General features: G+C 68.2%; 24 protein-coding genes. 8 read left to right on the top strand and 16 right to left on the bottom strand.

All coding sequences use genetic code 11. The features are described from left to right. Positions 1–35 precede the first annotated feature (35 nt). Both ETX26_RS11195 and ETX26_RS11190 read left to right on the top strand, forming a co-directional pair. A complete protein-coding gene (locus ETX26_RS11195; RefSeq protein WP_129524760.1) occupies positions 36–1,019 on the top strand; it encodes a right-handed parallel beta-helix repeat-containing protein in 984 nt (327 codons plus the stop codon). A 52-nt stretch (positions 1,020–1,071) separates the two neighbouring features. Continuing rightward, a complete protein-coding gene (locus ETX26_RS11190) occupies positions 1,072–1,335 on the top strand; it encodes a DksA/TraR family C4-type zinc finger protein (RefSeq protein ID WP_129524759.1) in 264 nt (87 codons plus the stop codon). Between the two features lie 106 nt (positions 1,336–1,441). Here the strand turns inward: ETX26_RS11190 and ETX26_RS11185 are convergent, their stop codons facing one another. The 9 genes from ETX26_RS11185 to pabB all read right to left on the bottom strand — a co-directional run bounded on the left by ETX26_RS11185 (position 1,442) and on the right by pabB (position 8,747). Next, on the bottom strand, positions 1,442–1,936 hold the full coding sequence (locus ETX26_RS11185; protein WP_129524758.1) for a hypothetical protein: 495 nt from the start codon (positions 1,934–1,936) through the stop codon (positions 1,442–1,444). Positions 1,937–2,019: 83 nt separating this feature from the next. Further along, on the bottom strand, positions 2,020–2,517 hold the full coding sequence (locus ETX26_RS11180) for a GNAT family N-acetyltransferase (protein WP_129524757.1): 498 nt from the start codon (positions 2,515–2,517) through the stop codon (positions 2,020–2,022). Then, complete coding sequence (ribA, locus tag ETX26_RS11175) at positions 2,514–3,506, bottom strand: GTP cyclohydrolase II (RefSeq protein WP_225425748.1); 993 nt, start codon at positions 3,504–3,506, stop codon at positions 2,514–2,516. The genes ETX26_RS11180 and ribA overlap by 4 nt, the downstream gene beginning before the upstream one ends. Before the next feature lie 74 nt (positions 3,507–3,580). Next, positions 3,581–4,372 (bottom strand): exodeoxyribonuclease III, encoded by a 792-nt coding sequence (locus ETX26_RS14485; protein ID WP_225425747.1) that lies wholly within the window; start codon positions 4,370–4,372, stop codon positions 3,581–3,583. Between the two features lie 263 nt (positions 4,373–4,635). Then, entirely contained in the window at positions 4,636–5,253 is a 618-nt protein-coding gene (locus tag ETX26_RS11170; protein ID WP_225425804.1) for a LolA family protein, read from the bottom strand. A gap of 145 nt (positions 5,254–5,398) precedes the next feature. After that, a complete protein-coding gene (rpmG, locus tag ETX26_RS11165; RefSeq protein ID WP_067682697.1) occupies positions 5,399–5,566 on the bottom strand; it encodes a 50S ribosomal protein L33 in 168 nt (55 codons plus the stop codon). A 118-nt stretch (positions 5,567–5,684) separates the two neighbouring features. Then, positions 5,685–6,101: an alternative ribosome rescue aminoacyl-tRNA hydrolase ArfB gene (arfB, locus tag ETX26_RS11160; RefSeq protein ID WP_129524754.1), complete on the bottom strand. Its 417-nt coding sequence runs from the start codon at positions 6,099–6,101 to the stop codon at positions 5,685–5,687. After that, positions 6,094–6,762, bottom strand: coding sequence for an RluA family pseudouridine synthase (locus ETX26_RS11155; protein ID WP_129524753.1), 669 nt, complete (start codon positions 6,760–6,762; stop codon positions 6,094–6,096). Before ETX26_RS11155 ends, arfB begins: the two co-directional genes overlap by 8 nt. Before the next feature lie 155 nt (positions 6,763–6,917). Then, complete coding sequence (gene pabB, locus ETX26_RS11150) at positions 6,918–8,747, bottom strand: aminodeoxychorismate synthase component I (RefSeq protein WP_129524752.1); 1,830 nt, start codon at positions 8,745–8,747, stop codon at positions 6,918–6,920. Between the two features lie 104 nt (positions 8,748–8,851). On the opposite strand from pabB, the gene ETX26_RS11145 reads away from it, so the two are divergent. After that, entirely contained in the window at positions 8,852–10,426 is a 1,575-nt protein-coding gene (locus ETX26_RS11145; protein WP_129524751.1) for a helicase HerA-like domain-containing protein, read from the top strand. Here the strand turns inward: ETX26_RS11145 and ETX26_RS11140 are convergent. Next, positions 10,423–10,890, bottom strand: coding sequence for a cupin domain-containing protein (locus ETX26_RS11140; protein WP_129524750.1), 468 nt, complete (start codon positions 10,888–10,890; stop codon positions 10,423–10,425). The two genes, ETX26_RS11145 and ETX26_RS11140, sit on opposite strands and share 4 nt — an antisense overlap. A gap of 53 nt (positions 10,891–10,943) precedes the next feature. On the opposite strand from ETX26_RS11140, the gene dapE reads away from it, so the two are divergent. Both dapE and ETX26_RS11130 read left to right on the top strand, forming a co-directional pair. Continuing rightward, the gene (dapE, locus tag ETX26_RS11135) at positions 10,944–12,071 is read left to right on the top strand and encodes a succinyl-diaminopimelate desuccinylase (protein WP_129524749.1); all 1,128 of its coding nucleotides are present in this window, start codon (positions 10,944–10,946) and stop codon (positions 12,069–12,071) included. A gap of 25 nt (positions 12,072–12,096) precedes the next feature. Further along, positions 12,097–13,428 (top strand): dicarboxylate/amino acid:cation symporter, encoded by a 1,332-nt coding sequence (locus ETX26_RS11130; RefSeq protein WP_225425746.1) that lies wholly within the window; start codon positions 12,097–12,099, stop codon positions 13,426–13,428. 120 nt (positions 13,429–13,548) lie between these two features. On the opposite strand, the gene nth is transcribed toward ETX26_RS11130, so the two are convergent. Together nth and dapB are read right to left on the bottom strand one after the other, a co-directional pair. Next, positions 13,549–14,199, bottom strand: a complete 651-nt coding sequence (gene nth, locus ETX26_RS11125) for an endonuclease III (protein WP_129524748.1) — start codon at positions 14,197–14,199, stop codon at positions 13,549–13,551. After that, complete coding sequence (gene dapB, locus ETX26_RS11120) at positions 14,196–14,933, bottom strand: 4-hydroxy-tetrahydrodipicolinate reductase (RefSeq protein ID WP_129524747.1); 738 nt, start codon at positions 14,931–14,933, stop codon at positions 14,196–14,198. The genes nth and dapB overlap by 4 nt, the downstream gene beginning before the upstream one ends. A 35-nt stretch (positions 14,934–14,968) precedes the next feature. Here dapB and ETX26_RS11115 point away from each other — a divergent pair, with 35 nt between their 5' ends. Continuing rightward, the gene (locus tag ETX26_RS11115) at positions 14,969–15,667 is read left to right on the top strand and encodes an NAD-dependent deacylase (protein WP_129524746.1); all 699 of its coding nucleotides are present in this window, start codon (positions 14,969–14,971) and stop codon (positions 15,665–15,667) included. 936 nt (positions 15,668–16,603) lie between these two features. On the opposite strand, the gene ETX26_RS11110 is transcribed toward ETX26_RS11115, so the two are convergent. From ETX26_RS11110 to mutM, 4 genes are all read right to left on the bottom strand, one after another. After that, complete coding sequence (locus ETX26_RS11110) at positions 16,604–17,380, bottom strand: HesA/MoeB/ThiF family protein (protein ID WP_129524745.1); 777 nt, start codon at positions 17,378–17,380, stop codon at positions 16,604–16,606. 82 nt (positions 17,381–17,462) lie between these two features. After that, a complete protein-coding gene (dnaA, locus tag ETX26_RS11105) occupies positions 17,463–18,929 on the bottom strand; it encodes a chromosomal replication initiator protein DnaA (protein ID WP_129524744.1) in 1,467 nt (488 codons plus the stop codon). A gap of 429 nt (positions 18,930–19,358) precedes the next feature. Next, complete coding sequence (gene rpsT / locus ETX26_RS11100) at positions 19,359–19,619, bottom strand: 30S ribosomal protein S20 (protein WP_129524743.1); 261 nt, start codon at positions 19,617–19,619, stop codon at positions 19,359–19,361. A 128-nt stretch (positions 19,620–19,747) separates the two neighbouring features. Then, entirely contained in the window at positions 19,748–20,563 is an 816-nt protein-coding gene (mutM, locus tag ETX26_RS11095; RefSeq protein WP_129524742.1) for a bifunctional DNA-formamidopyrimidine glycosylase/DNA-(apurinic or apyrimidinic site) lyase, read from the bottom strand. A 56-nt stretch (positions 20,564–20,619) separates the two neighbouring features. Between mutM and ETX26_RS11090 the strand changes: the two genes are divergently transcribed. Both ETX26_RS11090 and ubiB read left to right on the top strand, forming a co-directional pair. Further along, a complete protein-coding gene (locus ETX26_RS11090; RefSeq protein ID WP_129524741.1) occupies positions 20,620–21,351 on the top strand; it encodes a class I SAM-dependent methyltransferase in 732 nt (243 codons plus the stop codon). A gap of 103 nt (positions 21,352–21,454) precedes the next feature. After that, positions 21,455–23,011, top strand: coding sequence for a 2-polyprenylphenol 6-hydroxylase (gene ubiB, locus ETX26_RS11085; protein ID WP_129524740.1), 1,557 nt, complete (start codon positions 21,455–21,457; stop codon positions 23,009–23,011). The last annotated feature ends 4 nt before the right edge of the window (positions 23,012–23,015 follow it).

Raw genomic sequence — 23,015 nt, 5'->3', positions numbered from 1 at the left:
GCCGTCCGTTAACCCCTTTGGGCTAACGCCGCGCCATGGATACTTGCGCCCGCACAACGCCCGCCCGCCTTTCGCTGACGCTCACCGGCGCCGTCGCCGTGCTGTCCGTCGCTGCGATCCCTGCCGCCGCGCTGCTCGCGCAGCCGGAGACGCCGCCCTTCACGGTCGTCGAGACAGGCGAGCGATACGCGTCGCTCCAGCGGGCGGTGGACGCGATCGGCGATGGCGAGGGCACCATCGCGATCGCGAGCGGCACGCACCGTCAGTGCGCGGTGCAGGAGGGCGGGTCCATCTCCTACCTCGCGGCGGAGCCGGGCAAGGCGGTATTCGACGGGGTCACCTGCGAGGGCAAGGCCGCGCTGGTGCTGCGCGGGCGCGGTGCGCAAGTCTCGGGCCTCGTCTTCCGGCGCATGGCCGTGCTCGACTACAATGGCGCGGGCATCCGGCTGGAGCAGGGCGATCTCACCGTGGCGCAGTCCTGGTTCGCCGACAGCCAGCAGGGCATCCTGACGGCCGACGATCCTTCGAGCCGCATCGTGATCGACAAGTCGACCTTCTCCGGCCTCGGCACCTGCGAGGGATCGGGCGGGTGCGCGCATTCGCTCTACATCGGCGATTACGGCCACTTGCGCGTGACTCGCAGCCGGTTCGAGCGCGGCACCGGCGGGCACTACGTCAAGGCGCGCGCGGCGCGGGTCGAGATCGCGGCATCGAGCTTCGACGATTCGGCGGGGCGCGGCACCAACTACATGATCGACCTGCCGGCAGGGGCGACCGGACAGATCACCAACAACTGGTTCGTCCAGGGCCGCGACAAGGAGAATTACTCCGCCTTCATCGCGGTCGGCGCCGAAGATATCCGCCACAGTTCCGACGGCTTGCAGATCGCCGGCAACGACGCCCGCTTCGTGCCCGCGCTCAGCCGCAGTTCGACTTTCGTCGCCGACTGGGCCGACGCCAAGCTCGCCATCGGCCAGAACAACCTCGGCGCCGGGATCAAGCGCTACGAGAAGCGCTGACACGGAACTCTCGCGCGTATCAGCGGGTTGATCGCGCGAAGGAGCACTTCGCATGGCAGGCGGCTGGACCCGCGACGGGGCCGTTCAGGACCAGATCGACGATACCGTGAGCGACGCGGTGCAGGCGGCGCGCACCCGCATGCCGCGCGGCGAGAGCGCCGAGTTCTGCGACCTGTGCGGCGAGGAAATTCCCGAGAAACGCCGCCAAGCCCTGCCCGGCGTCCGCACCTGCGTCGCCTGCCAGTCGGAGCGCGACGCCGCCGTCCGCTCCGCCGGCATCAACCGCCGCGGCAGCAAGGATAGCCAGTTGCGGTAGGTCCGGGGCGTGCGGGACGAATTCAGAACGTTGGCCAGTCTCCGCTTCATATGAAACTGGGATCAGATGTTCGGAAGCGGGTGGGGAGCGGGCCTGCGGAGCCGCATTACCAATAGCCGAAATGGAAGCGCTCGGCGGTGCGCCATCCGCCGAGAGAACGTTTGAAAGCGTATGCGCCTATAATCCCACTAGGCGTAGAAAACTCGACAAACGCATATTCCTGCGAGAAGAGCGGGTAGCCGACTTGAAGGGCGCATGATCCGCTGCCCTCGACTGTATCGGGCTCGCCGACGACTCGGATTCCTGCAGTCTCCAATCGTATCGCTTCGTCCAAAGATACCGCTACGGCCTTTGCGGCCAGCGTCAATTCTTCGTCACTGAAGGTGCCAGTGTGAAGCCCGGTAATGGGGCCCAGATAATCCGGTGGATACTCGACCACAGAAGTCCGACCGCTGATCTCAAGACACCGATGGAAAGGCGCTTCCCTTGCTACAACCAGATCGATCAGTTCGTTGACATTGGCATCATCCGTGTCAGCGGAAGGCGTGCACCCAACGAGCGCGAAGAGCGTCGCAGCATAGAGCCGATGCCTTCGTTTCATCAGGCCAGCTTACATCTGTGGGCAACGCCCGCAATGGGTCGTTTTCTGCCTAACCGGGTCTGGCCGGTGCCGAGGCGTGCAGATCAGCCGAATGCGTGGGCGTAGGTCACGACGCCGCTCGCGCTGGAGGCGTCGATGACGAGGCGCTGGAAGTATTCGGGCGGTGGGCCGGGATAGGTGAGCGCCGGATCGTGCGTGAAGCCGAACCGGCCGTAATAGGCTGGATCGCCGAGCACCACGCAGCCTGCGGCGTCGCGCTCGCACAGCAGGGCCAGTCCTTGCTCGACCAGTGCGGCACCGATGCCCTCACGCTGGCGTTGTGGTGCTACGGCGACCGGGCCAAGCCCAAACCAGCCTTCGCTTCCGTCCGAGATCGTGACGGGCGAGAATGCCGCGTGACCGACGATCTCTCCCCCGTCCTCCGCGACCAGCGAAATCGCGAGGTCGCCGTCGGCGCGCAGGCGGTCGACGATGGCGGGCTCGCTGCCGTCGCTGTGCGGGTGGCCGTCGAAGGCCGCGTGCACGACCTCATGGATCGCGCGTTCGTCGCCGGCGCGCTCGGGGCGGATCGTCACGCTCATGTCAGCAAGTGGCCCGAGCGGTCGCGTTTGGTCGAGAGGTAGCGCGTGTTGTGCGGGTTGGCGGGGAGCTGGTGGGGAACGCGCTCGGCCACGGCGATGCCGCTCGCCATCAGTGCTTCGACCTTGGCCGGGTTGTTGGTCATCAGCCGTACCTCGTCCACGCCAAGCAGTTCGAGCATTCGCGATGCGACCGGGAAATCGCGCGCTTCGTCGGGCAGGCCCAGCCGGCGGTTGGCGTCGACGGTGTCGAAGCCCTGGTCCTGCAGGCGATAGGCGCGCAGCTTGTTGACTAGCCCGATCCCGCGCCCTTCCTGCCGCAGGTAGAGCAGCACGCCCCAGCCGCCACGCGCCGCCTCGTCCGCCATTGCGTGGAGCGCGGCGTCGAGCTGCGGGCCGCAGTCGCACTTGAGGCTGCCGAGGATGTCGCCGGTCAGGCATTCCGAATGGAGCCGCACGAGCGGTGCCACGTCCGACCGCTGCTCGCCGATCACCAGCGCGACGTGCTCGCGCAAGTCGTCGGCGCTGCGGAACGCGACGATCTCGGCGTCCTCGCTCGCCGAGACGGGCAGGCGGGCGCGGGTGGCGATAGCGAGCGCGGCGGCATCGGCCCAGGCCGCGAGATCGGATACGGCGACCGGCTGCGTCTCGCCCGCATCGGCCGGATCGACGAGGAAGGCGGGCAGGATTCCGGCGATCCGCGCCAGCTCGAGCGCCGCCGCCGCCTGCTCCAACCAGCCGATCGTCTCGGCCCGGAACGGCCCCTTGAGCGGGGCCGCGAGATCGAGCGCCGGGTCGGCCACCGGCAGCGCCGCGGCGAGATCGAACGGCTCCGCGCCGTGGATCAGCACCGGCGCATGGGGTTCGGCGGCCTCGCGCTGGTTGGCGAGCTTGAGCGTTTCGGCGCGCGCGGCCGAGATCAGCATGCGCTGGGCGCTCGCCTGCCGCGCCACCGCCGTCTCGACCGGCAGAAGCACCGGGCCGCCGTCCATCGCCAGCGGCCAGCCGTGGCGCAGGGCGTCGATCGCCTGCGCCGCCCGGCGTGCCGGGGATGGACCGGAGGCCGTCAGAGGTCGAACTCCGTCACCAGCGGCACGTGGTCGCTCGGGCTTTCCCAGCGCCGGGTTTCCTCCACGAAGCGGTGGCTGCGCGCCTGCTTCGCGAGGTCGGGGCTGGCCCACATGTGATCGAGCCGCCGGCCCTGGTCCTTCTGCCGCCAGAAGCTGCGATAGGACCACCAGGAATAGTTGCGCTCCGGCGCGGGGATGAACTCGCGCCCGAGATCGACCCAGCCATGCGCGTCGCGGAAGCGCCCCAGCGTCTCGACCTCGATCGGCGTGTGGCTGACGACCTTGAGCAGGGCCTTGTGATCGTAGACGTCGCATTCGAGCGGGGCGACGTTGAAGTCGCCGGCGATCAGCGTCGGCCGGTCGAGCGCCTCGGCCCAGCGGGTCATCCGCTCGAGGAAGTCGAGCTTCTGGCCGAACTTGAGGTTCACCGCCCGGTCGGGCACGTCGCCGCCGGCGGGGATATAGACGTTCTCCAGCACCATGCCCTGTCCGGGGCCAAGCAGCTCGACCCCGACGTGGCGCGCCTCGCCATTATCCTGCCAGTCGTGGCGGGAGAACTCGCGGAAGGGAATGCGGCTGACCGTGGCGACGCCGTGATATCCCTTCTGCCCGTGCACCGCCTGGTGGACGTAGCCCAGCTCCGCCAGCGCCTTGGCCGGGAACTGGCTTTCCTGGCACTTGATCTCCTGCAGGCAGAGCACGTCGGGCGACTGTTCGCGCAGCACGCGCTCGACCTGGGAAAGACGCAGGCGGACGGAATTGATGTTCCAGGTGGCGACAGAAAGCATCGTGGCGGGATAGGGAGCCGCCGCAATCACGGCAAGCGGCCCAAAAACAAAAAACCCTCGTGCCGGGGGCATTGGCACGAGGGTTCCATGTTAGCGTTCGTCACGCTTGTACAAGGCGACGTTCTCTTGCGAGGTCAGGGCAACAGGGGGGAAACCCGCCTCGCGCCGCCTTGTGACTTCAAGATAGGACGGATCGGCTTGCTAGCCAATGAACGACCGACAGCGCCTCGTCGCAAGCGCCCCACGCGCCGACGCCCAAGCGTTCAACTCGGGCGACGGGTGGATCGGCGCGGATCCTTGTAAGTGAACGCGCTGTCCGCGACCGAGATGCCGTAGCGGTGATTGCGCAGCCGCACGGTGGTACGGTTGTTCTGCGCATCGAGCGCCACCCAGTTGGTCAGCTCAAGCCCGCCGGGTGCCGACGCGTCACGGGTGAAGATCAGCGTGATCACCCCGAATTGCGGCTTGTTCGGATCGCGCACTTCGACGCTGATCACGTCGGGGTGGCGGGTCGGGATAAGCTTGCCGTACTTCTTCACGTCGCGGTTCGGATCGAGCAGCGCGCCCAGCGGCGAATCGGAGATCGGCCAGCGCTCGACCTGGTTCACCTCGTAATCGATCATGGTGAACGACTTGCCGTTCGACACGAGCAGCAGCGGTACGCCGTCTTCGTACTGGAAGCGGATTTTGCCCGGGCGTTTCAGCGTCATCTCGCCGGAAACGGTCCGGCCCTTGCGGTCGGTCTGGGTGAAGTCGGCCTTCATCGTCGAGATGCCGCGCAAGGCGGCAACCGCGCGGTCGAGGTCGCCTTCGGCCGCGGCGACCGGAGCCGGCACCGTGACGAGAGCCGCAGGCGCGGCAATGGCCAGCGCGCCGGCCATCGTCGCGCCCTTCGACAGGCTCAGGGTAAACTGCGCCATTCGGCGCAGCGGGGTGACGGTAAGCTTGTGCACTATGGTCATGCTCCGTGAGTTAGGATCGGAGCATTGAACCGATGCTGAATTCATCCGGTTCCGGAAATTCAGCTTACTTGATCTTCGCTTCCTTGAACTCGACGTGCTTGCGCGCGACGGGATCGTACTTGCGGAAGGTCATCTTCTCGGTGATGTTCCGGGGATTCTTCTTGGTCACGTAGTAGAAGCCCGTGTCGGCGGTCGAGACGAGCTTGATCTTGACGGTTGCGGGCTTCGCCATGGCGTGTTCCTAAAGATCGAAAGAAGGCCGTTGCGGCCCAAAACAACAAGGGCGGCGCATAGCTCGCACCGCCGTCCGGCGCGCCCATTGGGCGATTCACGGATGAAAGTCAAGCTGGCTACCAGTCGACCTTGCCCCGGTTGGCCTTGACCTCGCCGCGCGACTTCTTGGCTTTCAGCCGCTTGACCTTGCCCACGCGGTTGACGCGGCTCTTCGCGCGCTTCTTCGGCTGCTCGTGCGCCCGCTCGATCAGGTCGGCGAGGCGGCGGCGGGCCTCCTCGCGGTTCGCCTCCTGCGTGCGGTGGGTGCGTGCGGTGAGGACGATCTCGCCCCGCGCCGTCATCCGGCTGCCCGCGAGCGTCTTCAGCCGCGCGAAGACCGGCGGGGGCAGGCGCAGGGCGAACACGTCGAGCCGGAGCTGGACCGCGGTGGCGACCTTGTTGACGTTCTGCCCGCCCGGGCCGGAGGAGGCGATGAAGCTTTCCTCCGCCAGCGCCAGCGCGCGCTCCACGGGGGAGGGCGGCGCCTCATCCATCGGCGAACCCTAGCGCCGCGAAATCCGCGGGCAGGGGGGCGGTCGCCTCGACCGGCGTCTTGCCCGGGCGCGGCACGACGAGTGCGGCCGCGTGAAGCATCGTGCGCGGCGCGGCGCCCGTAGTCTTGGGGCCCATGCCGTAGACCGGGTCGCCGAGCAGCGGCACCCCGAGCCCGCTGGCGGCGTGGACGCGAATCTGGTGCGTGCGCCCGGTCTCGGGCCGGAACTCGAGCAGCGCGCGGCCCGCCTGCCGGGCGACCACCCGCCAGTGCGTGACCGACGGCTTGCCCTTCTTCGCCGGGATCATCCGCCAGCCTTTCTCCGCGCTGCTGATCTTGCTCAGCGACAGCGCAATCGTGCCCTCGTCCTTCGCCGGTTCGCCGTCGAGAATGCCGAGATAGCGCTTCTCCACGGCGCGCTCCTCGAACGCCATCGCGAATCGCCGGAGCGTCTTGGGATTGCGGGCGAGCAGCAGGCAGCCGGAGGTGTCGGTGTCGATCCGGTGCACCGGCACGGGCGGGCGCTGGAAGCCGAGCTTCAGCGCCTCGAGATGGTCCTCGAGCGAGGGCCCGCCCTTGCGCGGGCGCTCGATCGGCAGGCCGCCCGGCTTGTCGATCACCAGCGCTTCGCCGTCTTCGTAGAGGATTTGCAAAGCGCTCACGTCTTTCTCCGTTCGCCCTGAGCTTGTCGAAGGGTCGTTCTTCTGTCCAGCGCGGCGCTAGAAGAAAGGGCGGTGGTTGGCCACGGCCCTCTTCGAGTCCGACAAGCTCAGCACGATCGGATGGCGTCGGGTTGGTGAAAGCACCGCGAATGGAGCTAGCTGACGAGCAGTTCCGCTCGCATCAGTCCACGCAGGGCGTTGCCGACCAGAAAGCCACCGTCGAGGTCGCTCAACGTCAGTTCCGCCTCGCGCGCCCGGCCCTCGTCGATCAGCGTCCGCCGCGCGACACCCGGCAGCAGGCCCAGGCGCGCGGGCGGGGTCAGCAGCACGCCGTCGCGTTCGACGTAGATATTGGTGAAGCTGCCCTCGGTCACCAGCCCGTCGTCGCGGACGAACAGTGCCTCGGCCGCGCCCGCCTCGCGCGCCGCGGCCAGCGCGTCCTCGTGGAAGCCGCGGTCGCTGGTCTTGTGCCGCAGGCGCCAGTCGCCCGGATCGACCGGCAGCGGCAGGGCGATGCAGCGCACCGGCTCGTCCAGCGGCGGCGGCAGGTCGCGCGCCTCCACCGCGATCGCGCCGCCGCGCGCGCAGAGCAGGCGCGCGCACGAGGGGCGCTCCAGCTCGAAGCACAGCGCCTGGATGCGGTTGCGCACCGTGTGGCGGTCGAACGCGAAGCCGAGCGCGGCGGCGCTCGCCTTCATCCGTTCGAGATGCGCCTCGATCAGCGCGATCCCCTCCTCGGGCGTGAAGCGCATCGTCTCGATCAGGTCGAACGCCGGCGCGACGTGGTCGGGCGAGCTGCGCCGCGCGAAACCGCCCTTGAGAAGCGCCTCGCGCCACTCGGCCAGCGGTTCGCTGTCGGCCACGATCGCCGAGCCAACGCCGAGCACCGCCGTCCCCTGTCCATTCTCGACCGGCGTCAGCCGCAGCGTGCGGATGGCCACGTTGAAGGCCGCTTTCCCCCCGCTTCCATCCTCGGCAGGCCCGATCCGCCCGATCGCACCGCAATAGGGCCCGCGCGCATCGCGCTCGACCTCGGCGATCAGCTCCATCGCGCGGATCTTCGGCGCGCCGGTGATCGAGCCGCAGGGAAAGATCGCGCGCACCAGGTCCGCCGCGCCTTTTCCTTCGGCCAGCGTCGCGTGCACGGTGGAGACCATCTGGTGCACCGTCGGATAGCTCTCGACCGCGAACGGCGCATCGACCCGCACGCTGCCGGGCACGGCGACGCGCGAGAGGTCGTTGCGCATCAGGTCGACGATCATCAGGTTTTCGGCCTTGTCCTTGGCCGAGGCGGCGAGGTCGCCGGCCAGCGCGCGGTCCTCCGCCGGATCGTCCGACCGCGGGCGCGTGCCCTTCATCGGCTTGGCCTTCGCCTCGCGTCCTTTCAGCGACGCGAACAGCTCGGGCGAGAGGCTGAGCAGCCAGTGCGCGCCGTCGAACACCACCCCGCCATAGCCCGCCTGCGCGGCAGGGCGCAGCGCGGCGTAGAGCGCCACCGGGTCGCCGCGGTACGACCCTGCGAGCGGGAAGGTCAGGTTCGCCTGATAGATGTCGCCGGCCCCGATCGCCTCCTGCAGCCGGGCGAACGCCGCGGCGTAGGCGCCGGGCGAGACCTGCGGGTCGAGCGGGCCGAGCGACGCCTCGCCCTCCGCCCGCGCGGCGAGCCAGGCGGGCACGTCGGCCGCGGGAATTACCGTTTCGCTCTCGAACAGGCCGAGCCAGACGAGCGGCCCGGCCGCCCCGGTCCGCGCCTGCGCCCGCGCGCGCAGCCGCGGTTCGAGCGCCAGCCCCGCTTCGTAGGCGAGGAACCCGGCCAGCCAGCCCCCGCGCTCCGCGCGCGCCGCCTCGGCGGCGGCCAGCACGTCCTCGACCTCCTCCGCCTGCCGCGCGACGAAAAGCGCCACCGGGTTCTCGTACAGGTGCGCGTCGGCCGCGCCCTCGGCGCGCGCATCGTCGAGCAGCACGAAGGGTGTTCGCTCTCCCATCGGCCTTGCCTTAGGAGGCGGAGCCCCGTCCGCCAAGCCGGGAACTTGCAGTGCGCGAAACGCTGCGGCATCCCTGCGTCTGTCGCTGCAGGAGAACAGGCGAAGTGGGCGAAATCTTTCTCGGGCTGGCCGGCAACGGCGAGAAGCAGTTTCTCAACCTCGCGCGGGCCAACCGGCACGGGCTGATCGCCGGGGCGACCGGCACCGGCAAGACGGTGACGCTCCAGGGTCTCGCCGAAAGCCTGTCGGCCGAGGGCGTGCCGGTGTTCGTCGCCGACGTGAAGGGCGACCTCTCGGGCGTTGCGATGGCGGGCTCGCCCACCTTCAAGAACGCCGGCAAGCTGGAAGAACGGGCGAAGGAGCTGGGCATGGAAGACTATGCCTATTCCGGCAATCCGACCGTGTTCTGGGATCTCTACGGCGAACAGGGGCACCCGATCCGCACGACGATCTCGGAAATGGGGCCGCTGCTGCTCGCCCGCCTGCTCGACCTGAACGAGACGCAGGAAGGGGTGCTGCAGATCGCCTTCCGCCATGCGGACGAGAACGCGCTGCTGCTGCTCAACCTTGCCGACCTGCAGGCGCTGCTCGCCTGGTGCGCCGAGAACGCGAGGGAACTGAGCGCAAAATACGGCAACGTCACCCGCGCGAGCGTCGGCGCGATCCAGCGCCAGTTGCTCAGCTTCGAAAGCCAGGGGGCGGACCGCTTCTTCGGCGAGCCCGCGCTGGAGATCGACGATTTCCTCGCGCTCGACGAGAAGGGCCGCGGCGTGATCAACGTGCTCGCCGCGGACAGGCTGATGCGCAGCCCCAAGCTCTACGCCACGTTCCTGCTGTGGCTCCTGGCCGAGCTGTTCGAGACGCTGCCCGAAGTCGGCGACCCCGAGAAGCCGAAGCTGGTGTTCTTCTTCGACGAGGCGCATCTGCTGTTCGACGATGCGCCCAAGGCCCTGCAGGACAAGATCGAGCAGGTCGTGCGGCTGATCCGATCGAAAGGCGTGGGCGTCTATTTCGTGACCCAGAACCCGATCGACATTCCCGAGGAAGTCGCCGGCCAGCTCGGCAACCGGGTGCAGCACGCGCTGCGCGCCTTCACCCCGCGCGACCAGCGCGCGATCAGGGCCGCGGCCGAGACCTTCCGCATCAACCCGGATCTCGACGTCGAGGCGGCGATCACCGAGCTCAAGGTGGGCGAGGCGCTCGTCTCGACCTTGCTCGAAGACGGCGCGCCTTCCGTCGTCCAGCGCACGCTGATCAAGCCGCCGCGCAGCCGCCTGGGTCCGGTGACGGAGAAGGAGCGGGCGATCGTCCAGTCGGTCAGCCCCGTGGCGGGCAAGTACGACACTGCGGTCGACCGCGAGAGTGCGGAGGAAGTGCTTGCGCAGAAAGCCGCCGATGCCGCCGCGACGGCCGAGGAGGTCGAGGAGAAGGGGCGCGACGAAGTCGAGAAGCGCCCGCGCAAGAGCACTTCGATCTGGGGCAAGGCGTTGAAGCGCGCGGTGGGCGCAGCGACCGGCTCGGGCGCGTCGATCGCGGCGAGCACGATCACCGGGCGCAAGTCGCGCGCCAATCCGATGAAGACCGCGGCGTCGTCGGGCCTCGGCTCGCTCGCGACCGATCTCGCGGGGCCGCTTGCAGGCCGCTTCGTGCGGAACCTGATCGGCGGGCTGATGCGCTAGGGGGTCCGCTTGGCGGGGTAACGCGTGCCGTCCTTGTGTGCGTAGCCTTCGGCATCGAACTTCAGGTCGATATCCGGATATTCGCCATGGTCGGCCGCGCGATCGCCGGCACTGATCGCGACGAACACGCAGTCGCTCCCGCTGCGGTTCCGCAGGTGATGGCCGTTGCGCACGCCTTTCGGCCAGGCGGCGACGTCGCCCGCGCGCAGCACCGTTTCGCCCTCGTCCTCGATCAGCACGGCCTCTCCCGAAATCATCACCAGCAGCTCGTCCTCCGCCGCATGCCAGTGGCGCTGCGACGACCAAGCGCCGGGCTTCAGCACGACATGGCTTGCGCCCATCTCGGTGAGCCCCGCGCCGGGCGCGAGGCGGCGGTACCAGCGGCCCTCGACCTCGCGGTCGTACGGCGCGGGGTAACCGGTGGCGTTGGTCTGCGCGATGGCGTCGAGATCGAGCTTGGGCATGGAACGACTCCGATGGGTGGTAAGCGGCGAATTGCTCGTCTAATCCCCGCGCGATGATGGACGCCAGCCTGTTTGCCGAAAAGCTGATCGCCGCGCCCAGCGTCACTCCGGCAACCGGGGCGGTGTTCGACGTGCTCGAGCGGATGCTGGCGCCGCTCGGTTTCCAGGTTCACCGCTTCGTGTGCGGCGAGGCGCCGGACGGACCGGTCGAGAACCTCTTCGCGATCCGCCCGGGTCCCACGGGTTCGAGGCATTTCGCGTTCGCCGGCCATGTCGACGTCGTCCCGCCCGGAGACGGCTGGACCAGCGCGCCTTTCGTGCCCGAGCGGCGCGGAGAGCTGCTCTACGGGCGCGGCGCGGTCGACATGAAGGGCGCGATCGCGGCGATGGTCGCGGCGGTGGCGGATATTCCGGCGGACGCCGGCACGATCAGCTTCATTGTGACGGGCGACGAGGAAGGTCCGGCCGTCTACGGCACTCGCGCGCTGATCGATTTCATGCGGGAACACGGCCATCGCCCCGACTTGTGCCTCGTCGGCGAACCGACCAGCGTTCACCGCCTCGGCGACATGATGAAGATCGGCCGCCGTGGCTCGTTGAACATATGGCTGGAGGTCGAGGGGACGCAGGGCCACGTCGCCTATCCGCACAACGCCGACAATCCGATCCCGAAGCTGGTCGCGATCCTCTCGGAGCTCGATGCGCTCGTGCTCGACGAGGGGACCGAGTGGTTCCAGCCGTCGAACCTGGAGATCACCGATCTCGAGGTCGGCAATCCGGCGCATAACGTGATCCCGGCCCGGGCCAGTGCGCGGATTTCGATCCGCTTCAACGATCGGCACACGGGTGCGTCGCTGTCGGAGAAGGTTGCCGCGATCGCCGCGAAGCACGGCGGCACCACGCTCCCGATCATTTCGGGCGAGCCGTTCCTGACGCCGCCAGGCGAATTCTCCCAGATGATTGCCGATGCGGTCGAGGCGGAGACCGGCCTCGTGCCCGAAGCCTCGACCACCGGCGGCACGTCCGATGCACGGTTCCTGCGTGCCGTCTGTCCGGTGATCGAGTTCGGGCTGTGCAACGCCACGATGCACAAGCGCGACGAGGCGGTGGCGCTGGCGGATCTCGATGCGCTAGGCCGCATCTACGCGCGCATCGCCTTGGCGGCGCTGGACAAACGATAAGGCGATACGGGAGGGGAAGCGAGAGATGGCAAGCCAGGACGCAGCGGAAATGGCCGCAGGCGCCGCACCGACGGGACATGGCAAGCTGCAGTGGCGGATCCTGGTCGGCTTCGTCGCCGGGCTGATCGCGGGCCTGCTCGCCTATACCTTCGCGCGCGACGCGGCCTGGGTCGAATCGATCGTCACTTACGTCACCAATCCGATCGGGCAGATCTTCCTGCGCCTGCTGTTCATGCTGGTCATCCCGCTGCTGTTCAGCGCACTGGTGGTCGGGATCGCGGAGATGGGCGAGGTCAAGTCGCTGGGGAAGGTAGGTCTCAGGACCCTGCTCTACACGGTGATCGTGTCGTCTATCGCGGTCGCCATTTCGATCGCGTTGGTCAACCTGATCAAGCCTGGACAGGGGATCGACCAGGATGCCGCCGCCGAGTTGCTGGCGCAGGGCGCGGAGGGCGCGTCGAGCATCGTTCAGGCAAGTGCCGAGAGCCAGGCGGGGGTTGATCAGGTGATCGCCATCGTGCCGAGCAACGTCATCGCCGCGATGTCGTCCAACGACATTCTCGCGGTGATGTTTTTCGCGCTGTTCTTTGGCATCGGCCTGCTGCTGGTCCAGACGCGGCGGACCGAAACGCTAAAGGACGCGATCGAGGGCGTGTTCGAAGTGGCGATGAAGCTCATCGGCTTCGTCATCCAGCTCGCGCCGATCGCGATTTTCTGTTTCATGTTTAACCTGACCGCGCAGTTCGGATGGGACCTGCTGTTCAAGCTCGCGGCATTCGTCGGGGTCGTGCTGCTGGCGCTCGGCATCCAGATGTTCGGCGTCTTCCCTGCGATCCTCAAGTTCGTCGCCAGGAAAAGCCCCATCGCCTTCTTCCGCGAGACGCGGGAGGCGAGCGTCATGGCGTTCTCGACCGCCAGCTCCAACGCCACGCTGCCGACCGCGCTGCGCGTTGCCGATGCGGAGCTGGGCCTGCCGCGCCGGATCGCACGTTTTGTGCTGACCATCGGCGCGACCGCCAACCAGAACGGCACCGCGATGTTTGAAGGGGTGACCGTGCTGTTCCTCGCCCAGTTCTTCGGGGTCGAGCTGTCGCTGATGGATCAAGGCTTCGTCATGCTGATCTGCATCCTCGCCGGCATCGGCACCGCCGGCGTGCCTGGCGGCTCGCTACCGGTGATCGCGCTGATCCTGGCGGGCGTGGGCGTCGATCCGGCCGGCATCGGCCTGATCCTCGGCGTCGACCGCTTCCTCGACATGTGCCGCACCACGCTCAACGTCGTGGGCGACCTTGTTGCCGCGCAGACGATCTCGGCGCTTTCGCCCGACTTGCCGGCGGAGAAGGCCGAGGCGGCTTAAACTTCGACGCGCTCAATCGTCATGCTGAACTTGTTTCAGCATCCATCGTGCCTCTCAGCGCGAACTGCGCACGTGGAGAAATGGACCCTGAACCAAGTTCAGGGTGACGGGCCGACAGGTTTACCGCCCCTTCGGCTTCTCCAGCACCTTCTGCCTGAACCGGCACAAGTCGATCACCGGGCAGTGCCAGCACTCGGGAAGCCGCGCCTTGCAGATGTAGCGGCCGTGCAGGATCAGCCAGTGGTGCGCGTGCAGGCGGAAGGGCTGCGGGACGCGCTTCTCCAGCTTGGCCTCGACCTGTTCGGGCGTCTTGCCTCTGGCGAGGCCGGTGCGGTTGCCGACGCGGAAGATGTGGGTATCGACCGCGAAGGTCTCCTGCCCGAACCAGCAGTTGAGCACGACGTTCGCGGTCTTGCGGCCGACGCCGGGGAGCCTGACGAGCTCCTCCCGCGTATCGGGGACTTCGCCGCCGAACTCGTCGATCAGCATCTGCGAGAGCGCGATGACGTTCTTGGCCTTCGAATTGAACAGGCCGATGGTCTTGATGTGCTGCTTGAGCCCATCCTCGCCTAGCGTGATCATCTGCTCGGGCGTTTCCACCTCGGCGAACAGCTTGCGCGTCGCCTTGTTGACGCCGACATCGGTCGCCTGCGCCGATAGGGCCACCGCGACAACGAGCTGATAGGCATTGCCGTATTCCAGCTCGGTCTCGGGCGCGGGGTTGTCCTCCGCCAGCCGGCGGAAGAACTCGAATATCTCGTCCTTGGTCATCGCGCGGCGGGGTCGAGCACGTCGTCCATCGTGTAGCGGCCCGGCGCGCGGCCAATCAGCCATTCGGCCGCCCTGACCGCACCCCGCGCGAAGATCATCCGGTTTTCCGCGCTGTGCGAGAGGATCAGGCGCTCCTCCTCGCCGGCCAGGATCACGCTGTGCTCGCCCGCGACCGTGCCGCCGCGCAGGGCGGCAAAGCCGACCGCGCCGTGCTGGCGCTCGCCGGTATGGCCGTCGCGCGCGCTCTCGCGATGGGCGGCAAGCTCGATCCCGCGCCCCTGCGCCGCCGCTTCGCCGAGCAGCAGCGCGGTGCCCGACGGGGCGTCGACCTTGCGGCGGTGGTGCATCTCGACGATCTCGATGTCCCAGTCGGGCCCGAGCCGCGCCGCCGCTTCACGCACGAGCTGCGTCAGCACCGTCACGCCGAGCGAGGTATTGCCCGTCTGCAGCACGGCGATGGCGCGGGCGACATTGTCGATCGCGGTGTGATGGCGGTCCTCCAGCCCCGTCGTGCCGATCACGATGGGGATGCCCGCGCCGATCGCCGCGTGAACGTTTCCTTCGAGCGCCACGGGGGCGGAGAAGTCGACCAGCACGTCGCTGCGGTCGGCCAGTGCGGCCGGATCGCCCCCGCGATCGACCCCGCCGGCGTACTCGTGCCCGGCGTCGGCAATCGCGCGGACGAGCGCCTGCCCCATGCGTCCTTCGCTGCCGATGATGCCGATGCGTGCCATTGCGCTTCCCCGAAACCCCGTGCTTCATGGCGGCCATGGCAGACATTCGCAACATCGTCATCCTCACCGGCGCGGGCGTGAGCGCCGAAAGCGGCATCGACACCTTCCGCGACGCCGGCGGGCTGTGGGAGCAGCACCGGGTGGAGGACGTCGCCACGCCCGAGGCGTTCGCGCGCGATCCCGACCTCGTGCTGCGCTTCTACGACATGCGCCGTGCGGCGATTCAGGAGAAGCTGCCCAATGCTGCGCACGAAGCGCTCGGGCGGCTCGACCGCGAATGGCCGGGGGATCTGCTGATCGTCACGCAGAACGTCGACGACCTGCACGAGCGCGGCGGGGCACACCGCGTGCTGCACATGCACGGCACGCACCTCAACGCCTGGTGTATGGTTTGCGACCTGCGCTCGCGCTGGACGCGGCCGCTGATCGACCGTCCGCCCTGCCCGGGCTGCGGCGAGCGGGCGCTGCGGCCCGACGTGGTCTGGTTCGGCGAGATGCCTTACGAGATGGAGCGCATCTACGCAGCCTTGCGGCGGGCGGACCTGTTCGTCTCGATCGGCACCTCGGGCGCGGTCTATCCCGCCGCCGGGTTCGTGCGCGACGCGCGCGACCTCGGCGTGCAGACGCTCGAGCTCAACCTCGAACGCAGCCAGGGCTCCGCCTGGTTCCACGAGACGCGGCTCGGCCCCGCGGGCGAACTGGTCCCGGCGTGGGTGGACGAGATGCTGGAGTGACGTGAGGGGGCGGGATGCGCCCACCAGAAACCCTCCGGCGGCGAACCCGGATGCGTGACGCCTGGGAACTCGGATCGCGCGGCCGGTGCGGCATGCCAGGGGGCGTGCGCGCGGGTCGGGCGGTGGCGGTTTGTTCGCGAACGACCGACGGAAGACGTGACGGCGTGAGGTTCGCCGGACGCGTCCGCTTGCCCGCCGCCGCCGCGGTGGGGCCCGGCTCAATCCCTGCGGTCCGGGAACGGCGGGCGCAGACGGCCGGGACTCGCCAAAAGTCCGCCTGCACCCCGTGGCTGATCCGCCACGCCAGCGCGCGGTGTGCCGGCTGCCGGGAGACCCGGGGCTGATCGCCGGGTTCGCAAGGGCAGCGCGCAGGACACCGCGAACATCCATATCCCGGCTTCCGGCGGAAGGGAGCGAGGCTTCCGGCTCCTTGAGGGGTACACCCGAGCCCGAACATCGCACGCCAACCGCACCGGCCGCGCCGCTGGAGGACCGGCAGCGCCGATCTACCAGCGGAAGAGAGACAAGGCGCCGTCGACTGGGCGCCTGCCCCGATCCTCGTTGCCTGGCGTTGAGGTCCGTCAGGCAAGTGTTCGCCTAACCTATATGGTTCGTTTTGTCAAGATGGCTGGTGGGGAGGGGAGGTGATGAGGAGGTGAGGCGGGGCAGAGCAGAGCAGAGGGCATGTTCGCACCTCGCCTCCCTCGTCATCCCAGCGAACGCTGGGATCGGGTGCAGCGGAGTCCGACCTGGCGGCCAGCGATCCCAGCGTGCGCTGGGATGACGGGATTTTTGGGTTTCACGCAAAGGCGCAAAGACGCGAAGATGCTGCCCGCGGCGAAGCCGCATCGTATCATCCGCGGGCGGGTTCGTTGCGCGGTCGGGGTATAGAATGGCCGCTGCGCGGCTGGAAAGTCCCTCCGCGTCTCCGCGTGATCAACTCTCGTCGGGCGAGCACCCACGGCAAGCCGGGTCCTTCGCGATGCGGAAGCTGCGCATGTCCGCCTTGAGGCCGTCGAGCAGGTGGAGGCGGCCCCATTGGGGGTCGCCGAAGGTGGCCTTGCCGGCGAGGAGGGTGCGGATCGCGTGCAGGGCGGCGAAGGTGCCGGTCCAGCCGGACATGGCGCCGAGCATGCCGTCCTCGGCGCAGGTGTCGCAGTCGTCGGCATCGAAGGCGTCACCGACGAAGCAGCGGTAGCAGGCCTCGTCCGGCACGTGCCCCGCAAAGGCGCCGACCTGGCCCTGAAAGCGACCGACGGCGGCGGAGAGGAGGGGAATGCCGGACACGACGCAGGCGTCCGACACCGCGAGGCGGGTGGCGAAGTTGTCGGTCCCGTCGAGCACCAGATCGGCCCCCGCGATCGCGGCGGCGGCATTGTCGCGGGTCAGGCGCCGGTCGACCAGCTCGACCGCGATCGCGCTGTCGAAGTTCGCCAGCCAGCGGCGTGCCGACACTGCCTTGCCGTGCCCGACGTCGCGCTCCGAGTAGATCGTCTGGCGCTGGAGGTTTGAGAGCTCCACCCGGCCGTCGTCGATCAGCGTGAATCGCCCGATGCCGGCGCCGGCGAGGTATTGCAGCACCGGGCTGCCGATCCCGCCCAGCCCGACCAGCGCGACGTGCGCTTCCGCCAGGGCGACCTGCCCCGCGCCGCCGATCTCGGGCAGGACGATATGGCGCGCGAAGCGGTCGATGCGTTCTGGGGGCAGGGCCATGGGCACGCTGTTGGCAGGCTGTGGAGAGCCTGTCGAGAAAGGTCTTCAGGACATGCCCGGCACGGCTCGCCGGGCGAAAGGATCAGCTCTCGAGCTGCCGCAGCAGGCTGCGTACGTCGCCGTCCATGTCGGCGTCGCGCTGGCGCAGGTCCTCGATCAGACGCACCGCGTGGATCACGGTCGAGTGGTCGCGGCCGCCGAACTTGCGGCCGATCTCTGGGTAAGAACGCGGGGTGAGCACCTTGGAGAGATACATCGCCACCTGCCGTGGGCGGACGACGGCGCGCGCGCGGCGCTTGCTCGACATCTCGGCGCGGTCGATGCGGTAGAACTGGCACACCGTGCGCTGGATCTCGTCGATCGTGATCCGGCGGCGGTTGGCCGAGAGGATGTCGGTCAGCTGCTCCTCGGCGAGCTGGAGCGAGACTTCCTGGCCGGTGAGCTGAGCATAGGCAATCAGCTTGTTGAGGCCGCCGACGAGCTCGCGCACGTTGCGTGTGATCGTGCGCGCGAGGAAATCGATCACGTCCTCGGGCACCGAAAGCGGCGCGAACTTGGTCAGCTTCGATTCGAGGATCGAGCGGCGCAGCTCGATGTCGGCAGCCTGGATGTCGGCGACGAGGCCCATCGAAAGGCGCGAGAGCAGGCGCGGCTCGACCCCGTCCAGCGCCTGCGGCGCGCGGTCGGCGGCGAAGACCAGCCGCTTGCCTTCGGCCAGCAGCGCGTCGATCGTATAGAGCAGCTCTTCCTGCGCGCTGGCCTTGCCGATGATGAACTGGATGTCGTCGACCAGCAGCAGATCGAAGCTGCGCAGGCGCGCCTTGAATTCGATCATCTGGTTCTGCTTCAGCGCCTGGACGAACTCGACCATGAAACGCTCGGCACTGCAGTAGAAGATCCGCGCCCGCGGATGGCTGGCGAGATAGGCGTGACCGATCGCGTGCAGCAGGTGCGTCTTGCCCTGCCCGGTCGCAGCCTTGAGATAGAGCGGCGAGAACTGCGGTTGCTCGGTCGCGGCCATGCGCTGCGCCGCATTGCAGGCGAGCACGTTCGATTCGCCGGTGACGAAGGCCGCGAACGTCAGCGAGGGGTCGAGACCGACCGAGGAGGTGAAGCCCTGCTCGCCGATCGTGCCGGCGGCGACCGCGATCATCGAGGAATCGGCATCGTTGGCCGGGCGGCGGCCGTCGCCGGCGAGGCTCAGCTCGGGCATCTTGCGGCGGCCCGGATGGACCGAAATGCGCACGTTGCGCACTTCGCTGCGCGCGATCTTCCAGGCAAGCGTGAGCCGGTCGGCGAAGCGGTCCTGCACCCAGTTCGCCGAGAACTCGGTCGGCAGGTAGAGATCAAGCGTTCCGGTGTCCTCGCAGAACCCGCCGAGCTGGATCGGCTTGATCCACTGGCTGTGGAGCTGGTGTCCGAGATCCTTTCGCAGGCCCTGGCTGATATCCGCCCAATCCGCAGCCAGGTTCACCGCTTCCAGATCTTCCATCGATTCCTCTTGCCCTTTGCCCAGTGCCGCGCGTGCTTCGCCGTTCCTGCTTTTCATTTTCGAACCGCTCCCGTCGCGCCCGGTCTGCCCCCCGGACATCCTCATGAATCCAACGAGCGGCACGCAAAGCTCCGTCCTGTCCGGAATCGTGGATTCCGGACCGAACGCGACCGCTCAATTTCCAGGAGCACCAGCCGTCCCGCCTCGTGCCGCAGACCTTTTAAGAAGCGCTTTGCTTGAGTCGCAAGAGGCGGGGCTGCAAAAAAACTGAAATAATGGATATTGACTCGTCGCAACCCCGCAGCCGCTCGTTCAAGTCTTTGTTAGAATTCGGAAATCGCCTTTCGCATAGCGCGAATCGCGGAACTTCCTAGCTTTTCTCAAGCGGCACCTGGAGAAGAGTGGCAAAACGAAACGGGCCGACGCTCGTCACGCCGGCCCGTTTGTCGGTCGGATTGCTGCAGATGCCCGCAAGGGCTCCGCGAATCAGAGCGAGGCGACTCGCTTCGAGAGGCGCGACATCTTGCGCGCAGCAGTGTTCTTGTGGAGCACGCCGCGCGCGACGCCGCGGGCCAGTTCGGGCTGCGCGGTCTTGAGCGCTTCGGCAGCGGCCGCCTTGTCGCCGCCCGCGATCGCGGTTTCGACCTTCTTCAGGAAGCTGCGGATGCGGCTGATGCGCGCGCCGTTGATCTCGGCGCGGTGGGCGTTGCGACGGATGCGCTTCTTGGCTTGCGGCGTATTGGCCATGTTCGTCCTTGTCTCGGGCCGTCTTGCGAACGGCCGGAATTTCGTTCGTAAACCTGCAGAAAACGGCGGCATGTCCGCCGGAAAGCGCGCGCCTTAGCGGCGGAGGCCCGAATCGTCAAGCATCGCGCTCATCGCTGGCAGCGCGGGCAGAACCAGGTGCTGCGCCCGCCTTGCGCGATGCGGCGGATCGTGCCGCCGTCGTCACGCCGGCAGGGTGCGCCCTCCCGCCCATAGACATCGAAGCGGGTGGCGAAATAGCCGAGCTCGCCGTCGGGCCGCGCATAGTCGCGCAAGGTCGAGCCGCCGTCCGCGATCGACTGTTCGAGCACTTCGCGGATCGCGGGGACGAGCCGCCCGAGCGCCACCCGCGAGACGCCGCCGCCCGCCTTGCGCGGATCGATCCGCGCGCGGAACAGCGCCTCGCAGACGTAGATATTGCCGAGCCCGGCGACGATCCGCTGGTCGAGCAGAAGGAGTTTGATCGCCTGCCTGCGGCCTTTCAGCGCCGCGTGGAGATGGGCCGCCGTCAGATCGTCGCCCAACGGCTCCGGCCCCATGCCGACGAACGAGGGCCATTCGTCGAGGCTCTCGGTCGGCACGAGATCGACCCAGCCGAAGCGGCGCGGATCGCATAGCGCAAAGCGGTGGTCCCTGGCTTCGATGACGAGATGGTCGTGCCGGTCCTCCGTCGCCGGATCGATCCGCCAGCGTCCGCTCATGCCGAGGTGGAACACCAGCGTCTGCCCGCGGTCGGTGTGAATCAGTCCGAACTTCGCGCGCCGGCCGAGCCCGGTGACTCGCGCGCCGGTGAGCATCTGGACGAGCCCCGGCGGGAAGGGCCGGCGCATGTCGGGCCGGTTTACCCGCGCACGGACGATCCGCTCGCCTTCGAGAAATCGCGCGAGGCCGCGCACGGTGGTTTCGACTTCGGGAAGCTCGGGCATGTCGCCGCCCTCTAACACCCTTTGCCGGGGCGGCAATTCCTCCTAAGGCGCGGCGCATGAGCGAGAAGGTTTCATTCGGCTACGAGGACGTGGCTCCCGAAGAGAAGACCGAGCGCGTGGGCGCGGTATTCTCCAATGTCGCGGCGAAGTACGACGTGATGAACGATGCGATGTCGGGCGGGCTCCACCGGCTGTGGAAGGACCGCTTCGTCCGCCGGGTGAAGCCGCAGCCGGGCGAGGCGATCCTCGACATGGCCGGCGGCACCGGAGACATCGCCTTCCGCATGGCCGCACGCGGGGCCGAAGTGACGGTGGCGGACATCAACCAGGACATGCTCGATGTCGGCATCGAGCGCGCGGTCGAGCGCGGGATCACCGGCCTCACCTGGTCATGCCAGAACGCCGAGGAGCTCGGCTATCCGCGCCGCATGTTCGATGCCTATACGATCGCCTTCGGGATCCGCAACGTGACCCGGATCGACAAGGCGTTGGCCGAGGCGCACCGGGTGCTCAAGCACGGCGGGCGGTTCTTCTGCCTCGAGTTTTCGACCACCGAATGGCCGGGCTTCAAGGAAATCTACGACCTCTACTCGCACAGGCTGGTTCCGCAGATCGGCAAGGCGATCGCGGGTGACGAGGACAGCTATCGTTACCTCGTCGAATCGATCCGCCGCTTTCCGCCTATGCCCGAGTTCGAGGGGATGATCCGCGCAGCGGGCTTTGCCAACACACGGGTCGAGCCGATCATGGGCGGGCTCGTGGCGATCCATTCGGGGTGGAAGGTGTGAGCATCGCCTTGCAATCCCCCTCCCGCTTGCGGGAGGGGTTAGGGGTGGGCATGGGCCGCGAGGCCCACCCCCAGACCCTCCCGCAAGCGGGAGGGGAGAGCGAATGACCCAGCCCGCCACTCATATCTTCCGGCTGCTCAAGTGGGGCCGCACGCTCGCGCGGCATGGGGCGCTGCGCGGGATCGAGAACGACCCCAATACGCCAGGCCCAGTCAAGCGGCTCGCGAAGATCGCCCGCTTCGGCACGTTCCAGCCGGCGCAGCCCGACTATGCCGGCGCCTTCCAGGAGATCGGCCCGGCCGCGATCAAGCTCGGCCAGTCGCTCGCCACGCGGCCGGATCTCGTCGGCGAGGACGCGGCGCGCAACCTGCTTTCGCTGCAGGACAGCCTGCCGCCGGTCGCCTATCCGGAGATCGAACGCGCGATTGAGGCGAGCTTCGGCCAGCCCGTGGAAATGCTGTTCGCCGAGATCGACCCGGTGCCGGTCGGCGCGGCCTCGATCGCCCAGGTACACCGCGCGGTGACGACCGACGGAAGGCAGGTCGCGGTCAAGGTGCTGCGGCCGGGCATCCGCGAGCGCTTCGCGCGGGATATCGCGACCTACGAATGGGCCGCTGCGCATCTCGAGGCGCTGGGCGGCGAGGCCCAGCGGCTGCGCCCGCGGCTGACGATCGCCAATTTCAAGCGTTGGACCAACCGCGAGCTCGACCTGCGGCGCGAGGCCGCCTCGGCCAGCGAGCTCGCCGAGGCCATGCGGGGGGTGGAGCGGTACTGCATCCCCTCGATCGATTGGGATCGGACCAACGGCAGGGTGATGACGATCGAGTGGATCGACGGCATCAAGATCTCCGACCGCGAGGCCCTCGTCGCGGCCGGGCACGACCTGCCCGAGCTCGCGCGGCGGCTGGTGCTCGCGTTCCTGCGCCAGGCGATCAGCGCCGGGTTCTTCCATGCGGACATGCACCAGGGAAACCTGTTCGTGCAGGCCGACGGAACGATCGTCGCGATCGATTTCGGGATCATGGGCCGGATCGACCGGCAGGCGCGGCAGTGGCTGGCCGAAATCCTCTACGGCCTCACCACCGGCAATTACCGCCGCGTGGCCGAGATCCATTTCGAAGCGCAGTACGTGCCGAGCTACCATTCGGTCGAGGAGTTCGCGACCGCCCTGCGCGCGGTCGGCGAGCCGATGCGTGGCAAGCCCGTGAGCGAGCTGTCGGTCGGCCAGATGCTCGACGGGCTGTTCGCGATCACCCGCGACTTCGACATGCAGACCCAGCCGCACCTGCTGCTGCTGCAGAAGACCATGGTCATGGTGGAAGGGATCGCGACCCAGCTCGATCCCGCCATCAACATGTGGGACGTTGCCGCGCCGTTTGTGCGCAGCTGGGTTCGCGACGAGCTCGGCCCCGAAGCCGCGCTCGCGAACCGGCTGCTCGAGGATACCGAGACGCTGCTGCGCATCCCGGCGCTGATCCGGCGCCTGGAAGAGAAGTATCCGCCGCGTGGCGGCGCGCCCGAACCGCCTCCGCTGCCCCGGATCGAACTCATGTGGCAGCGCCGCAACCGCAAGCGGCGCGACTGGCCCGGCTACGTGCTCGCCGGTCTGCTGGGCGGCGGCGCGGTCGCGGCGGCCGCGCTGCTGGGATGGATCGGCTGAGCGC

The organism is Pelagerythrobacter rhizovicinus (assembly GCF_004135625.1).
In the GTDB taxonomy this organism is placed as follows: domain Bacteria; phylum Pseudomonadota; class Alphaproteobacteria; order Sphingomonadales; family Sphingomonadaceae; genus Pelagerythrobacter; species Pelagerythrobacter rhizovicinus.
Note: the sequence above shows the minus strand (reverse complement) of the source record. Positions and strands in the feature narration are given on the sequence as shown.